This is a genomic window from Streptomyces roseoviridis, assembly GCF_039535235.1.
Classification (GTDB): Bacteria; Actinomycetota; Actinomycetes; order Streptomycetales; family Streptomycetaceae; genus Streptomyces; species Streptomyces roseoviridis.
In genome coordinates, this window is sequence record NZ_BAAAWU010000001.1 from 5,738,928 (window position 1) to 5,753,437 (window position 14,510).

Annotated in this window: 14 protein-coding genes; 8 read left to right on the top strand and 6 right to left on the bottom strand. The window is 72.8% G+C overall.

What is annotated here, in order from left to right; translation table 11 throughout:
* Positions 1-2: 2 nt before the first annotated feature.
* Positions 3-887, bottom strand: coding sequence for a DUF4184 family protein (locus ABD954_RS25930; RefSeq protein WP_345489421.1), 885 nt, complete (start codon positions 885-887; stop codon positions 3-5).
* A gap of 194 nt (positions 888-1,081) precedes the next feature.
* Here ABD954_RS25930 and ABD954_RS25935 point away from each other — a divergent pair, with 194 nt between their 5' ends.
* From ABD954_RS25935 to pgfA, 3 genes are all read left to right on the top strand, one after another.
* Positions 1,082-2,836, top strand: coding sequence for a lytic transglycosylase domain-containing protein (locus ABD954_RS25935; protein WP_345489422.1), 1,755 nt, complete (start codon positions 1,082-1,084; stop codon positions 2,834-2,836).
* Positions 2,837-3,001: 165 nt separating this feature from the next.
* A complete protein-coding gene (locus ABD954_RS25940; protein ID WP_345489423.1) occupies positions 3,002-3,142 on the top strand; it encodes an SPW_0924 family protein in 141 nt (46 codons plus the stop codon).
* An 11-nt stretch (positions 3,143-3,153) separates the two neighbouring features.
* The gene (pgfA, locus tag ABD954_RS25945; RefSeq protein WP_345489424.1) at positions 3,154-4,140 is read left to right on the top strand and encodes a cell envelope lipid trafficking protein PgfA; all 987 of its coding nucleotides are present in this window, start codon (positions 3,154-3,156) and stop codon (positions 4,138-4,140) included.
* Here the strand turns inward: pgfA and hrpB are convergent.
* Together hrpB and ABD954_RS25955 are read right to left on the bottom strand one after the other, a co-directional pair.
* Positions 4,124-6,691 carry an ATP-dependent helicase HrpB gene (gene hrpB / locus ABD954_RS25950; protein WP_345489426.1) on the bottom strand — a complete coding sequence of 856 codons (2,568 nt, stop codon included), beginning with the start codon at positions 6,689-6,691 and terminating at the stop codon, positions 4,124-4,126. The two genes, pgfA and hrpB, sit on opposite strands and share 17 nt — an antisense overlap.
* Before the next feature lie 104 nt (positions 6,692-6,795).
* Positions 6,796-7,638, bottom strand: a complete 843-nt coding sequence (locus tag ABD954_RS25955; protein ID WP_345489428.1) for a class I SAM-dependent methyltransferase — start codon at positions 7,636-7,638, stop codon at positions 6,796-6,798.
* Between the two features lie 362 nt (positions 7,639-8,000).
* On the opposite strand from ABD954_RS25955, the gene rpsA reads away from it, so the two are divergent.
* Complete coding sequence (gene rpsA / locus ABD954_RS25960; RefSeq protein WP_345489430.1) at positions 8,001-9,503, top strand: 30S ribosomal protein S1; 1,503 nt, start codon at positions 8,001-8,003, stop codon at positions 9,501-9,503.
* Between the two features lie 83 nt (positions 9,504-9,586).
* On the opposite strand, the gene ABD954_RS25965 is transcribed toward rpsA, so the two are convergent.
* Positions 9,587-10,537 carry a right-handed parallel beta-helix repeat-containing protein gene (locus ABD954_RS25965; RefSeq protein WP_345489432.1) on the bottom strand — a complete coding sequence of 317 codons (951 nt, stop codon included), beginning with the start codon at positions 10,535-10,537 and terminating at the stop codon, positions 9,587-9,589.
* A 272-nt stretch (positions 10,538-10,809) separates the two neighbouring features.
* On the opposite strand from ABD954_RS25965, the gene ABD954_RS25970 reads away from it, so the two are divergent.
* The 3 genes from ABD954_RS25970 to ABD954_RS25980 all read left to right on the top strand — a co-directional run bounded on the left by ABD954_RS25970 (position 10,810) and on the right by ABD954_RS25980 (position 12,871).
* Entirely contained in the window at positions 10,810-11,691 is an 882-nt protein-coding gene (locus tag ABD954_RS25970) for a PAC2 family protein (RefSeq protein ID WP_382745688.1), read from the top strand.
* A 31-nt stretch (positions 11,692-11,722) separates the two neighbouring features.
* On the top strand, positions 11,723-12,328 hold the full coding sequence (coaE, locus tag ABD954_RS25975; RefSeq protein WP_345489436.1) for a dephospho-CoA kinase: 606 nt from the start codon (positions 11,723-11,725) through the stop codon (positions 12,326-12,328).
* 171 nt (positions 12,329-12,499) lie between these two features.
* The gene (locus ABD954_RS25980; RefSeq protein WP_345489438.1) at positions 12,500-12,871 is read left to right on the top strand and encodes a tetratricopeptide repeat protein; all 372 of its coding nucleotides are present in this window, start codon (positions 12,500-12,502) and stop codon (positions 12,869-12,871) included.
* Between the two features lie 10 nt (positions 12,872-12,881).
* On the opposite strand, the gene ABD954_RS25985 is transcribed toward ABD954_RS25980, so the two are convergent.
* Positions 12,882-13,154, bottom strand: coding sequence for a DUF6343 family protein (locus ABD954_RS25985; protein WP_345489440.1), 273 nt, complete (start codon positions 13,152-13,154; stop codon positions 12,882-12,884).
* Between the two features lie 124 nt (positions 13,155-13,278).
* Between ABD954_RS25985 and ABD954_RS25990 the strand changes: the two genes are divergently transcribed.
* On the top strand, positions 13,279-14,019 hold the full coding sequence (locus ABD954_RS25990) for a class I SAM-dependent methyltransferase (RefSeq protein WP_345489442.1): 741 nt from the start codon (positions 13,279-13,281) through the stop codon (positions 14,017-14,019).
* Here the strand turns inward: ABD954_RS25990 and ABD954_RS25995 are convergent.
* Positions 14,009-14,395 carry a hypothetical protein gene (locus tag ABD954_RS25995; protein WP_345489444.1) on the bottom strand — a complete coding sequence of 129 codons (387 nt, stop codon included), beginning with the start codon at positions 14,393-14,395 and terminating at the stop codon, positions 14,009-14,011. The genes ABD954_RS25990 and ABD954_RS25995 overlap by 11 nt on opposite strands.
* Positions 14,396-14,510: the final 115 nt, after the last annotated feature.

Consider the following 14,510-nt stretch of genomic DNA (forward strand, 5'->3'; position numbering starts at 1 on the left):
CGTCAGCGGGCTCCCGGGCGGGACCGCTCCGGCTCCGCTCCCGCCGCGGGGGCTCCGGCGCGGTCTTCTTCCGTACGGGGCCCCGACCCCGGAGTCAGCAGCCGCACCCCCGCCCCGTACAGCACCGTCCCCAGGAAGAGCCCCGCGCCGGCCCCGAAGCAGAACGTCGGGACGACGTCCAGGGGCGAGTCGATCCGGCCCCAGTACGCGTACCAACGCAGCACGCGATGCGCCGCGCCCGCCAGGACGCAGCCCCCGATCACCCCGGCCGCCAGCAGCCGCCCGCGCCGGTCGGGGAGCGGGACGCGCGACGGTGACGGCACGTCGGCAGGCGCCGCGCGCAGTGCCCGTACCGTGAACCAGCCCAGCAGCAGCAGCGCGAGCGCCGAACCCCCGTACTGCGCGTACAGATAGACGGGCAGACCGCCCACCACCTCGCTCAGCACCGGGATCAGCCGGGTGCCCCAGCGGTCGAGATGGGTGAAGGCGTCCCACACCACATGCGTCAGCGCCCCGAGGGATGCCGAGACGGCGAACCAGAAGGCGAGGGACAGCGGCCGCCGCTCCCGCCACGGCCGGCCGCGGACGAACCCGTACACCCGGCCGCGCCACCGCTCCGGCAGCAGCGCCACCAGCGGCTCACGCACCAGCAGCCACAGCGCCACCAGCGCCGCCGTGACGAGCACGTCGACGGTGACGATCCCGGGAAGGGAATGGGTGACGTCACCGAAGAACATCGCGTCCGGGACGGCCGTGGCCGCGAAGTAGGTCATGTCGGGCGAGAAGGAGCCCGCGACCAGCGCCGATGCCACCAGAGGACCGCGGGCGGTGCCGTCCTTGCAGAGTGCGGGCAGCACGGCTGCCGCATGGCTGAGCGTGAACGGCACGGAAAATCCCCCTCGTCCGGTGTGCCCTCAGTATCCGGGACGGCCCCGTGTCGAACGCATGGACGGCCAAGTGGTGACGAAACCGTGAAACTCGGTCAGGGGCCGGTGTTTCCGCGTCCGGAGTTGGCATAGGGTCTCCGGGTCGGACCCGCGCGGGGAGCGCGGACGCGGGACACGGGGAGGGACTCACACGTATGGCATCGCACTTGGGCCGTCGGCTGCGCAGGGGAGCCACCAGCGGTGCGGTGGTGGCCGCGGCGGTCGCGGCGCTGGCCGCTTCTCAGGGGCCGGGTTCGATCCCGCCGCCCACGGACAACGCCGGTGGTGACCTGCCGATCGGTGCGGGCGACTCGACCACGCCCCCGGACGCCTCGGGCCCCGGCGACTCGACGTACTACACCGAGCTGCCCCCGCTGAACACCCCCAACAAGCCGGGTGCTCCCAGCAATCTGCCGCTCATCACCGGCCCCGCCCAGGCCGGCATACCCGCGACCGTCCTCGCCGCCTACCAGCGTGCCGAGCAGTCGATCCGCTCCACCGACCCCTCCTGCAACCTGCCCTGGCAGCTCCTCGCCGGCATCGGCAAGGTGGAGTCGGGCCAGGCGCGCGGCGGCGCGGTCGACGCCAACGGCACCACCACCTCGGCGATCCTCGGCCCCGCCCTCAACGGCGTCGGCTTCGCCAACATCTCGGACACCGACGACGGCGCCTACGACGGCGACAAGGTGCACGACCGGGCGGTCGGCCCGATGCAGTTCATCCCGTCCACCTGGGCCACCTGGGGCCAGGACGCCAACGGCGACGGGAAGAAGGACCCGAACAACATCTACGACGCGGCCCAGGCCGCCGGCCTCTACCTCTGCGCCAACGACCGCAACCTCGCCGTCAAGGCCGACCTGGACCGGGCGATCCTCAGCTACAACCGCTCCAGGGAGTACCTGAACACGGTCCTGTCCTGGTTCGAGTACTACAAGCGCGGTACGCACCAGGTGCCCGACGGCACCGGCGTGCTCCCGCGCGACCGCAGCGACGGCCGGGTCACCGTCCCGGGCCGGACCACCCCGTCCCCGACGGCCCCCGTGACCCGGCCCCCGGCCACCCCCAAGCCGACGCCGTCCAAGCCCGGCACCCCGAAGCCGACCCCGCCGACCACGTCCCCGGCCGTCAAGGTGGTACGGATCGAGAAGGCCGGCCCCGGCAGCCTCACCGCCACCGCCGGCGCCACCTTCACCACCCGGCCCACGGTCCTGGCGGTCGACCTCGCGGGCAAGCCGCTCGCCGGAGTCCAGGTGCGCTTCCGGATCACGGGCGACACGGACGCCCGGTTCGGCATCGGCGCGCGCGAGATCACCGCCACCACCGGCAGCACCGGCAAGGCCGCCGCGCCCAGCATCAAGGCGGGCGAGCGCACCGGCTCCTTCACCGTCGACGCCACCGTGGTGGGCCGCAGCCTGAAGGCCGTCGCGTTCGCCGCGACCGTCACCGAGCGCGCCGCCGACATCCTCACCCGCATCGACGCCAAGGAACTGGCGGCCACCACCGGCGGGCAGTTCGACGACCGGATCACGGTGAAGGCCACCGACGGCGGGGCGGTCGCCTCCCGCGTCGCCCTCACCGCCACCTTCGTCACCGCCGCGGACGGCTCGCAGGCCGCCGACGGGCCCTTCTTCAAGACCGCCGACGGCACCGCCGTCCGCACCCTCACCGGTCTGAAGACGGACGCCGACGGGCTCCTCACCCTCCCGGCCGTCTACGCGGGCGACAAGACCGGCACCTTCCTGCTGCGTCTGACCGCACCCGGCGGCGGAACGGTGACCGTCGAACTGAAGGTCACCGCCCCGGCTCCCGAGCCGACCCCCACGCCCACCCCGACGCCGTCGCCGGACTCGTCGACCTCGCCGTCGCCGACTCCCTCCACGAGCACCCCGGGAACCACTCCCTCCTCCTGACGCCGCCCTTCCGGCGACGCCCGCCTCCACGCCGCCCTCGTGTCCCGCCGGGACGCGGGGGGCGGCGTCGCGCGTTCCGGGCCCGACGTGTTCTCATCTCACGGCCGCGTTGCTACGGTGCCCCCGCCCTGACGACGTATCAGACAGAGCATCGGGAGGCCGGCCATGCGTGCCCTTGTCGCCGCCGCCATCGGACTCGTTCCCGTCCTTCTGTTCATGCTCCTCGTCTCCCTCGTCGACCTCCCGCCGGACGGACCCACCTCGCCCAAGCCCCTGCTGACCGCCGATCCCGGCCCCAAGAAGTGAGGGGCCGGCCGATGCGCCGCCGAGCCGGCCTGGTCCTGCTCGCCTTCGCCGTGTTCTTCGCCGCGATGGCCCCGACCCTGCGCTGGTACGCCTTCCCCCGCCTCGCGAAGATCCCGCCGAACCAGTACCAGGAGACGGTCCTGGAGGCGAGGCCCGCCGTCCTGCTCGACTACACGACCCTCAAGGCCGAGAAGGTCGAGAGCATCACCATCGTCCAGACCCTCAAGGGCAACGTGGAGGAGTCCCGGAGGATCGAACGCGACGCCGGCCGCGACGTCGTCGTCTGGGACTCCCTCTCCTACGTCCTCGGCCCCGACGGCACGATGGTCTCCAAGATCCCCGAGCGCTACATCTTCGACGCCCACACCCAGGACCCCGTCCACGCCACCGGCGAGATGGTCGACGGCGACCCGGTCCGGCGCGAGGGCATCGAGTTCAAGTGGCCCTTCCTCACCGAGAGGCGGGACTACCGGTACTTCGACGCCCAGACCCGCACCTCCGCGCCCATCCACTATAAGGGCACCCGCACCTTCCGCGGCCTGGAGGTCTACTACTTCGAGCAGACCGTCCCCTGGACGCAGGTCCCCATGCCCAAGACCATGCCCGTCAAGGGCATCACCCCCGATGTCCTCGCCAAGACCGGCCTCACCCGCTGGTACACCACCAAGCGCATGTTCTGGATCGACCCCGTCACCGGCGCCCCCGTCAACGGCGAGGAGATCCACAAGGAGGAACTCCGCAACGCCCGGGCCCTCATGGGACAGGACACCGTCACCGTCTTCGAGGGGCATGTGAAGATGCGCGAGGACTACATCGCGTACGTCGTCGAGCTCGTCGCGTCCAACCGGCTCATGGTGCTGCTGCTCGTCTCCTATCTCCCCTGGGGCTTCACCGCCCTCGCCCTCCTTCTGCTCGGCCTCTCCCTGTGGCTCGAAGCCCGCTCCCGGCGAACCGCCGCGGAGGAACCGGCCCCCGGCCCCGTCACCGCTCCCGTCTGAGCCGGGCGCTGGTGTGCCGGGTCGGCTCCGCCGCCGACGGGTCCTCCGGCCACGGGTGCCGGGGATAGCGGCCGCGCAGCTCCGCCCGCACCGCCCGATAGCCCTCCCGCCAGAACGAGGCCAGATCGGACGTCACCGCCGCCGGCCGCCCCGCGGGGGAGAGCAGGTGCACCAGCACCGGCACCCCGGCCACCCGCGGCGTCTCGGCGAGACCGAACATCTCCTGGAGCTTCACCGCGAGCACCGGCCGCTCCCCGCCGTACTCCACCCGGATCCGCGAACCGCTCGGCACCTCGATCCGCTCCGGCGCCAGCTCGTCGAGACGGCCCGCGTCACCGGTCGCCCACGGCAGCAGCCGCCGCAGCCCCTCACCGGCGTCGATCCGGCCCAGATCCGCCCGGCGCCGCGCCCGGGACAACTCCGGCTCCAGCCACTGATCGGCCCGCCCGAGCAACGCCTCCTCCGCCACGTCCGGCCACGGCTCGCCCAACTCCCGGTGCAGGAAGGCCAGCCGCGCCCGCAGCTCCTCGGCGTCCCGGCTCCACCGCAGCAGCGCCGTGCCCTCCCGGCGCAGCCCGTCGAGCAGCGCCGCCCGCACGAGCGCCGGATCGGCGTCGTCCCGCAGCGGGCGGACCGTCAGCTCCACCGCTCCAAGCCGCTCCACCGACCGGGCCACCACGTCCCCGTCCTCCCAGCGGACCTCCTCACCCGCCCACAGCAGATGGCCCGCCGCGCGCCGCGCTGTCCGCTCGTCCACCACGGCCGCGAGCCGAACGCGCGCGGTGGCGCTCTGCGCCGTCCGGTCCGCCACCGCGACCGCCAGCCACCCGCCGCCGCCCAGCCGCGAGCCCTCCGACAGCCGGGCCCCCGTGCCCGACACCATCAGATAGCCGCCCTGCTCCCGGGCCCGCGCCACCCGCTCCGGAAAGGCGAGCGCCGTCACGAGCCCCGCCACCCCGTCCTCACCGGTCACCACTCCGGCCGCCCCGGCGCCCGCGTCCCGCCCTGCCCCGGGACCCGTCTCGGAGGCCGCCGCGCGCTCCAGCCGCCGCACCTCCGCCTTCCAGCGCGCCGCGTATCCGTCACCGCCCCGCCGCGCCTCGCGCCACGCCGCCGCCAGATCGTCCCCGTATTCCCGGGGCGGCTCCTCGCTCAGCAGCGCCACCACCTCCGCCGCCCGCCGGGCCCCCACCTCGGCGGCCCCGTCCAGCAGCGCCCGCGCCAGCCGCGGGTGCAGCCCCAGACGGGCCATGCGCGCCCCCCGGTCCGTCGCCCGGCCGTCCCGGTCCACCGCGCCGACCGCCGCCAGGACCTGCCCGGCCGCCGCCATCGCCCCGGCGGGCGGCGCGTCGAGCAGAGCGAGCCCGGCCGCCGACGGATCGCCCCAGCACGCGGCCCGCAGCGCGAAGTCGGCCAGGTCCGCGATCCGGATCTCGGGGGAGGGGAAGCGGGCGCGGTTGCCGTCCTCCGCCTCCGACCAGCAGCGATAGACCGCGCCGAAGCCCTCACGGCCCGAGCGTCCCGCCCGCTGGGTCGCCGCCGCGACCGACACGGGCACCGTGGCCAGGGAACCGAGCCCCCGCGCGTGGTCCGTCCGCGGCTCGCGCGCGAGCCCGGAGTCCACCACGATCCGCACCCCCGGAACGGTCAGGCTCGACTCCGCCACCGAGGTCGCCAGGACCACCCGGCGCCGCCCCTCGGGACCGGACCCGCGCAGCACCGCGTCCTGCACCGCCGCCGGAGCCCGCCCGTGCAGCTGGAGCACTTCGGCGTCCAGGTCCGCGAGCAGCCCGGCCGTCCGCGCGATCTCCCCGGTGCCCGGCAGGAAACACAGCACGTCGCCCTCGTGCCGCTCCATCGCGATCCGCACCGTCGCCGCCACGTGACGCAGCAGCGCCGGATCCACCCAGGTGCCGTGCGCCGGGCGGACCCCGGCCGGCGGCGGCGCGTAGTGCACCGCGTATCCGTGGACCTCTCCCTCTGCCCACACGATCGGCGCGGGCCCGCTCCCGTCCAGGACCGTGAGGAGCTCCGCCCATGCCTCCGCGTCGCTCGTCGCCGACGCGGCGATCACCTTCAGCTCGGGCCGCAGCGTCGCCCGCACGTCCACCAGGAACGCCATCGCCACATCAGCGTCCAGGTGCCGCTCGTGGCACTCGTCCAGCAGCACGACGTCCACCCCGGCGAGCTCCGGATCGCGCTGGAGCCGCTGGAGCAGGACGCCCGTCGTCACCACCTCGACCCGGGTCGTGGGACCGGCCCGCCGCTCCCCGCGCACGGAGAAGCCGACCGACCCGCCGACCTCCTCGCCGAGCAGCCAGGCCATCCGCCGCGCCGCCGCCCGCACCGCCATCCGGCGCGGCTCGGCCACCAGCACCCGCCGCCCGGGCCCCACCCCTATGAGACCCGCGAGTGCCAGCGGGACCAGCGTGGTCTTGCCGGTCCCGGGCGGGGCGTACAGCACGGCCGTGCCGCGCTCGTCGAGCGCGGTCAGCAGCTCGGGGACGGCATGGCGGACGGGAAGAAGGTCGAGTGCGTCGTTTCGGATCACGCGGCAAGTCTCGTACGCCGGACCGACCCGGTGCCTCCCGCCGTCCACAGGCCCGCCGATTCATATGACTAATGGGCGAGACCGGATCGGCCGTCGTGGATCGGCTATCCGTCCGCGCGCTCGCAGACGAAGATCGCCGTGCCGGGGATCAGGTTGCCCCGCAGAGGGGACCAGCCGCCCCACTCCTGGCTGTTCCACGCCGGCCACTCCGGCTCCACCAGGTCGACCAGCCGGAAGCCGCCCGCGACCACGTCCCGGACCCGGTCGCCGAGGGTCCGGTGGTGTTCGACGTAGACCGCCCGTCCCCGCTCGTCCTGCTCCACGTAGGGCGTCCGGTCGAAGTAGGACGCCGAGACCGAGAGCCCCTCCGGGCCCGGCTCGTCGGGGAACGCCCAGCGGATCGGGTGCGTCACCGAGAACACCCACCGGCCGCCCGGGCGCAGCACCCGGTGCACCTCGCGGAAGACCCGTACCGGATCGGCGACGAAGGGCACCGCCCCGTACGCCGAGCACGCCAGGTCGAACGAGCCGTCGCGGAAGGGCAGCGCCCCCGCGTCCGCCTCCACCAGCGGCACGTCCCCGCCGATCCGGAGCGCGTGCTGGAGCTGACGGTGCGAGAGGTCGAGGGCGACCGGCCGGGCGCCCTGGGCGGCCAGCCAGCGCGAGCACTGCGCCGCGCCCGCGCCGATCTCCAGCACGTCCCGTCCCTTCAGCGAGCCGGCCGGCCCCAGCAGCCCCGCGTCCGCCTCGTCCAGGCCCTCGGGCCCCCAGACGAACCGGTCGTCCCCGAGGAACGCCCCGTGCTCGCTCTGGTACTCGTCGGCGTTGCGGTCCCACCACCCGCGGCTCGCCCGGCTGCTCTCCGCGTCCCCCGCGTCACGGCGGGTCGCCTCCGCCTCGGCCTCGGGAACCCCGGCGCCGTCTTCCTGTCCGTACTCTTGGTTCATGTCGCCCGTCGATGTAGTTTGCGCTCAGTGCCGCCGCGCGCGAGCGGGGACGGCTTCCCGCGGGCCAGGATGGCCTGGGCTGAGACGAGTTGTGCCGGGTATGCGGCGTTCTGCCCCGGGTGCGCGCTTCGCGCATTGACCCTGTCCGGCCGCCCCCGTATGCTAAAGGTTGCGCTGCGGGCCTGCGCGCCTCAGACGGAGCAGGCCGCGCTCGCATCTGTTGTATGTCCCCTCGGTTTTCGAGGCGCCACCCGGCAGCGGGTCAGGTGCTTCTTTGGCTGTCCGGCTTCTTCAGCTGCGATACGGGCTCTCGGCGTAGCAGTACCTACGACTTCAATGTCCGTACCGGAGCCCTTTCCCACATGACGAGCAGCACCGAGACCACCGCCACCACCCCGCAGGTTGCGGTCAACGACATCGGTAACGAGGAAGCCTTCCTCGCCGCGATCGACGAGACGATCAAGTACTTCAACGACGGCGACATCGTCGACGGCGTCATCGTGAAGGTCGACCGGGACGAGGTCCTGCTCGACATCGGTTACAAGACCGAAGGTGTCATCCCGAGCCGCGAGCTCTCGATCAAGCACGACGTCGACCCGAACGAGGTCGTCAAGGTCGGCGACGAGATCGAGGCCCTGGTTCTCCAGAAGGAGGACAAGGAAGGCCGCCTGATCCTCTCGAAGAAGCGCGCCCAGTACGAGCGTGCCTGGGGCACCATCGAGAAGATCAAGGAAGAGGACGGCATCGTCACCGGTACCGTCATCGAGGTCGTCAAGGGTGGTCTCATCCTCGACATCGGCCTCCGTGGCTTCCTGCCGGCCTCCCTCGTCGAGATGCGTCGTGTCCGCGACCTCCAGCCCTACGTGGGCAAGGAGCTCGAGGCGAAGATCATCGAGCTGGACAAGAACCGCAACAACGTGGTCCTGTCCCGCCGTGCCTGGCTGGAGCAGACCCAGTCCGAGGTCCGCCAGACCTTCCTCACGACCCTCCAGAAGGGTCAGGTCCGTTCCGGCGTCGTCTCCTCGATCGTCAACTTCGGTGCCTTCGTGGACCTGGGTGGCGTCGACGGTCTGGTCCACGTCTCCGAGCTGTCCTGGAAGCACATCGACCACCCGTCCGAGGTCGTCGAGGTCGGCCAGGAGGTCACCGTCGAGGTTCTCGACGTGGACATGGACCGCGAGCGCGTCTCCCTGTCGCTGAAGGCGACCCAGGAGGACCCGTGGCAGCAGTTCGCCCGGACCCACCAGATCGGTCAGGTCGTCCCGGGTAAGGTCACGAAGCTGGTTCCGTTCGGTGCGTTCGTCCGCGTGGACGAGGGCATCGAGGGCCTGGTCCACATCTCCGAGCTGGCCGAGCGCCACGTGGAGATCCCGGAGCAGGTCGTCCAGGTCAACGACGAGATCTTCGTCAAGGTCATCGACATCGACCTCGAGCGTCGTCGCATCAGCCTCTCGCTGAAGCAGGCCAACGAGTCCTTCGGTGCCGACCCGGCCTCGGTCGAGTTCGACCCGACCCTGTACGGCATGGCCGCGTCCTACGACGACCAGGGCAACTACATCTACCCCGAGGGCTTCGACCCCGAGACCAACGACTGGCTGCCGGGCTACGAGGCCCAGCGCGAGGCGTGGGAGACCCAGTACGCCGAGGCGCAGCAGCGCTTCGAGCAGCACCAGGCTCAGGTCATCAAGTCCCGCGAGGCCGACGAGGCCGCCGCTGCCGAGGGTGGCGCCGCCGCTCCGGCCGGTGCCCCGGCGGGCGTGTCCGGCGGCTCCTACTCCTCGGAGTCGGACGACAACTCCGGCGCCCTGGCGTCGGACGAGGCCCTCGCCGCCCTGCGCGAGAAGCTGGCCGGCGGCCAGAGCTGAAACGGCTCACCGCTGAACTCCAGTAGCTAGCGTCGAGGCCCGTCTCCCTCCGGGGAGGCGGGCCTCGGTCTTTTCCCGCCGTCTCAGGGCGTGACGGCGATGTTCGTCAGCCCGTATCCGCCGGTCACCGTGTTCGAGGAGTGGACCGTGGTCGGGCAGCCGCCGCTGTGGTTGGTCACGTAGACGGCCAGCCGCTTGGCGCCGGTCGCCCCGGTGAGGTCGGAGCGGTTGCCGCGGAAGACCGTGCCGCATCCCCAGCCGCTCTGCTGCGTGTGGGTCTCGTAGCCGTTGTTGGTGGTGCCGCGGCCGGTGTTGTTCTCCACGAGGACGCCGTTGCCCTTCACGTCCACCCAGGAGTCGTCGTAGTGGACGCCGGTCAGGCCGCTGCCGTCGAAGGTGTTACCGATGATCCGCGCGCCGGTGGTGCCCTCCTTGATGTCGATGTTCTCGCCGCCGACGTCCGGGCCGATCACGTTGTTGGTGATCAGCGCGTTGTCGCTGCGGTCGGAGAGGGTGTTCGCGGTGCCGACGTAGACGCCCTCGCCCATCCCGCGGCCGTCGTTGCCGGTGTCGTAGATCCTCGAGTTCCTGATGACCGCGTTCCGGCTCGAGTTGCGGAAGTGCACGCCCTCCATGTCGAGGTCGTGCACGGTCACCCCGTCGATGACCACGCCGTTGGCGGCGTCGGTCATGATCCCCTTCTGGCCGCCGGTCACGGTGACGCCCTGGACCGTCCAGTACGAGGCGCCGTCGAGGTGCAGCCCGTAACCGCCGCCGGCCTTCAGGACCGCCCGGGAGGAGCCGGTGAGCGTGATCCGGGCCGAGGAGGTGCCCGCGACGGTGGCCTTGAAGTTGCCGCTGTAGGTGCCGTCCGCCAGGCGGATGGTGTCCCCGGGGCGTGCGTTGGTCAGCGCCGTCTTGAGCTGGGCGGCCGTGGACACCTCGATCGTGGCCGCCGAGGCGGGCGTCGCCGTGGTCAGGGGCAGGGCGAGCAGGGCGGGGAGCAGGGGCAGAAGCAGCGTTCGGGTGCGCATGGGGTGCCTTCCGGTCGGTGCCAGAGGTTCGGAGTGTTCTCGTATGTGTACGGAGAACGGAATGCTGAACGCGGTGCTGTCCCGTGACGGTAAGGAGCCGCTGTGGGCATGTCAAGGTCTGGACCAGTGGTCCGCCGCGCGGGAAATCCGTCGGACGGGAATGGTGCCGGGGCGGGCCGCGTTGTCCAAGGAGAACGCGAGGAGGAGCGGAAATCGTGCTTGATCCCCAGGATTTGTACGAATGGGACCAGAAGGGTCTGGCCGTGGTGGACATGGCCCTGGCCCAGGAGTCGGCCGGACTGGTCATGCTCTACCACTTCGACGGCTACATCGACGCCGGTGAGACCGGCGAGCAGATCGTCGACCGGCTGCTCGACACGCTGCCCCACCAGCTGGTCGCCCGCTTCGACCACGACCGGCTCGTGGACTACCGCGCCCGCCGCCCCCTGCTGACCTTCCGTCGCGACCGCTGGACGGGGTACGAGACCCCGGCGATCGAGGTGCGGATCGTCCAGGACGCCACCGGTGCGCCCTTCCTCGTGCTGTCCGGCCCGGAGCCGGACGTCGAGTGGGAGCGGTTCGCCGCCGCCGTGCGCCAGATCGTCGACCGCCTCGGCGTCCGGCTCGCGGTCAACTTCCACGGCATCCCCATGGGCGTCCCGCACACCCGGCCCGTCGGTCTCACCCCGCACGGCAGCCGCACCGACCTCATGCCCGGCCACCGCAGCCCCTTCGACGAGGCCCAGGTGCCCGGCAGTGCCGAGTCCCTCATCGAGTTCCGTCTCACCGAGGCGGGCTACGACACCCTCGGCGTCGCCGCCCACGTCCCGCACTACGTCGCCCGCTCCCCGTACCCGGACGCCGCCCTCACCGCGCTCGAAGCCGTCACCGCCGCCACCGGCCTGGTCCTGCCCGGAGTGGCCCACGCGCTGCGCACCGAGGCGCGCCGCACCCAGACCGAGATCGACCGTCAGATCGGCGAGGGCGACGAGGAACTGGTCGCGCTCGTCCAGGGTCTGGAGCACCAGTACGACGCGGTGGCCGGCGCCGAGACCCGCGGCAGCCTGGTCGCCGAGCCCGTCGACCTGCCGTCCGCCGACGAACTCGGCCGCGAGTTCGAGCGCTTCCTCGCCGAGCGCGAGGGTGACGTCTGAGGGCCCGGCTACGGGCTCTAAGCTGCCGCTCATGCTGAAAGTGGGCCTGACCGGCGGCATCGGCGCCGGCAAGAGCGAAGTGTCCCGGCTGCTCGTCTCGTACGGAGCCGTCCTGATCGACGCCGACCGGATCGCCCGCGAGGTCGTGGAGCCCGGCACCCCCGGCCTCGCGGCCGTCGTCGCCGCGTTCGGGCCGGAGATCCTCGACGCCGAAGGCGCCCTGGACCGGCCGAAGCTCGGGGCGATCGTCTTCGCCGACCCCGAGCGCCTCGCCGCCCTCAACGCCATCGTCCACCCGCTCGTCGGCGCCCGCTCCGCCGAGCTGGAGGCCGAGGCCGGTCCCGACGACGTCGTCGTCCACGACGTGCCCCTGCTCACCGAGAACGGTCTGGCGCCCCTGTACGACCTGGTCGTCGTCGTGGACGCCTCCCCCGAGACGCAGCTCGACCGTCTCGTCCGGCGGCGCGGCATGACCGAGTCCGAGGCCCGCGCCCGCATGGCCGCGCAGGCCACCCGCGCCCAGCGACGCGCCGTCGCCGACCTCCTCATCGACAACGACGGGCCGCTGGAGGCGCTGGAGCCGCAGGTGCGCACCATCTGGGACGAGCTCCGGCAGCGGGCCTCGGACCGCCGCTGACGCCACGCCCGCCGGGCCCGGCGGGAAACGGCCGCAGAGCGGCGCGTCGCAAGAGGCCCCCGGCGGGGTAGAGATGACGTTCGCGAGGAATCGGCGCACCGGCGCCCTCCCCGCGGAATACGGCCGCCGCGCCCGCTGTTGAACCGCCGGAGTGAGGGAAGGAAGACCACTGTGGCCGAGAGGAACCCGGAAACCCACGTCATCGACTTCCGTGCCGCCGAGCAGCTGCTGGCCGCGCGCGACCCGCGCGGCGCGGTCAAGCTGCTCGACTCGGTGATCGCCGCCCACCCCGAGAACACCGCCGCCCGGCTGCTGCGCGCCCGTGCCTTCTTCGCCGCCGCTCAACTCCGACCCGCCGAGCTGGAATTCGAGCTGGTCCTGGAGAGAGAGCCGGACAACGCGTTCGCGCACTTCGCCCTCGCCCGCACCTACCAGCGCTCCGGCCGCCCCGAGCAGGCCACCCGCCACTTCCGCCTCGCCGCGGCCCTCGACCCGAAGCCGGAGTACCTCGAAGCGGCCCGCTTCGACAAGCCGGCCGAGTGACCCACCGGCCTCAGCGCCGCCCGCGACCCCCGTGATCGGGTTCGTACGGCGGCACGTCCCGCCCCGGCTGCCAGTGCGGGCCCTGCCGCAGGCGGCGGGAGACCACGATCAGGTCGACGGCCGCCACCACGAACAGCACCCCGCACGCCGCCGCCCACCCGGCCCGCCCGACCAGCGAGAACGCCGCCGTACCGAAGGCGCCCCACAGCACCCCCCACAAGCTCAGCCAGAACCTCATCCGCAGCGCACTGCGCGCGGTCGCCGGTTCACTTCCCGTACGCATGACCAGGCATCTCCCGGGCGAGGCAAACCCTCCGACAGCACTTCCAGCATCCACCCACGACGCACGATCCGAAAGGTCCGCCCGGGGACGCGGGGGACCGTGCACCGAGAGGACGCCGACGGGCATGGACGCACACAGGCACACCGGCACGCGGAGCACCCCCCGGCGCAACGGTCACCAGGGCACCGGCCCCGGCCCCATCACCCCGGACGGCTGCGCCGTCGAGCTCTACCGCAGGCTGTCGGTCGGAAACGAGCCCGACGTGATCGCGGGGGCCGTCCCCGCCGGCGCCACGCTCCTGGAACTGGGCAGCGGCGCGGGCCGGGTCACCGCTCCCCTCGTCGAACGCGGCTTCGCCGTCACGGCCGTCGACGAGTCGGCGGAGATGCTGGCGGCGGTCGCCGAGCGGGCGCCGGGCGCCACGACCGTGCACAGCTCCATCGAGGAGCTGCGGCTGCCCCGCCGGTTCGACGCGGTCGTCCTCGGCTCCTTCCTGGTGCACACGGCCGACCACCGGACCCGGCAGGCCCTCCTGGAGACCTGTCGGCGGCACGTCAGGGACGACGGGCTCGTCCTGATCCAGCGCGAGGGCGCGGACTACCACGACGACGTGCCCCGGGAACGCCGCGACCCCGCCGGATACACCGTACGGATCGTGTCGTCGGAACCGATCGGCGACGGCGTCGACCGGGTCTTCGCCGAGTACCTCTTCCCGGACGCCCGCTGGACGCAGACGTTCCTGTCCCGGCCGCTGTCCCGGGAGGCATTCGAGGCCCGTCTCGCCGAGGCCGGTCTCGCCGTCGGCCGTTATCCGACCGACGACGGCACCTGGGCCGTGGCCCGGCCCGTGCCGGTCAGTGGATGACGTCGTAGCTGCGCCAGACCGGGCCGCCCGGCACGATCTGGTCGCCGCTGTTGCTCGGCAGGTACGTGAACTCCCTGCCCCGGCAGTCCGGCGTCGGGTACAGCCGGATGTCCACCAGCGTGCCGTTCTCGACCTTGTGCGCGCCTTCCCCGGCCAGCTTGTGGCAGCCCTTCACCGAGGGGCTCGTCACCAGCTCGGCGGCGGCCTCCACCCCCGGCTCCTCCCGCGACTCGTGCCCGGGCTCCTGCCCCGGCCCGTGCCCCGTCTCGTACGTGATCGTGCCCACCGCGGAGCGACCGAGGTCCGAGCAGCCCGCGACCGCGAGCGAGAGCAGGACGGCCCCGGTGGCGATGGTCAGACGCCGGTGAAGGGACATGGTGGAATCCTCGTCTGTCGTGCGTGGGCGGCCGAAGCCTGTCCCCGCCACCCTGCCGCCTCCCGGACCGGGTGTCGCGCCCTGTTGCGCCGCCCGGGGGAGGCGGTGCGCGGGC

Excerpts from the sequence above, each read along its gene's own strand:
- ABD954_RS25985 (WP_345489440.1), bottom strand. The coding sequence starts at position 13,154 with ATGCGTACGGGAAGTGAACCGGCGACCGCGCGCAGTGCGCTGCGGATG.
- coaE (WP_345489436.1), top strand. The coding sequence starts at position 11,723 with ATGCTGAAAGTGGGCCTGACCGGCGGCATCGGCGCCGGCAAGAGCGAA.
- pgfA (WP_345489424.1), top strand. The coding sequence starts at position 3,154 with ATGCGCCGCCGAGCCGGCCTGGTCCTGCTCGCCTTCGCCGTGTTCTTC.
- ABD954_RS25965 (WP_345489432.1), bottom strand. The coding sequence starts at position 10,537 with ATGCGCACCCGAACGCTGCTTCTGCCCCTGCTCCCCGCCCTGCTCGCC.
- ABD954_RS25995 (WP_345489444.1), bottom strand. The coding sequence starts at position 14,395 with ATGTCCCTTCACCGGCGTCTGACCATCGCCACCGGGGCCGTCCTGCTC.
- ABD954_RS25970 (WP_382745688.1), top strand. The coding sequence starts at position 10,810 with ATGGCCCTGGCCCAGGAGTCGGCCGGACTGGTCATGCTCTACCACTTC.
- ABD954_RS25940 (WP_345489423.1), top strand. The coding sequence starts at position 3,002 with ATGCGTGCCCTTGTCGCCGCCGCCATCGGACTCGTTCCCGTCCTTCTG.
- rpsA (WP_345489430.1), top strand. The coding sequence starts at position 8,001 with ATGACGAGCAGCACCGAGACCACCGCCACCACCCCGCAGGTTGCGGTC.
- ABD954_RS25935 (WP_345489422.1), top strand. The coding sequence starts at position 1,082 with ATGGCATCGCACTTGGGCCGTCGGCTGCGCAGGGGAGCCACCAGCGGT.
- ABD954_RS25955 (WP_345489428.1), bottom strand. The coding sequence starts at position 7,638 with ATGAACCAAGAGTACGGACAGGAAGACGGCGCCGGGGTTCCCGAGGCC.
- ABD954_RS25990 (WP_345489442.1), top strand. The coding sequence starts at position 13,279 with ATGGACGCACACAGGCACACCGGCACGCGGAGCACCCCCCGGCGCAAC.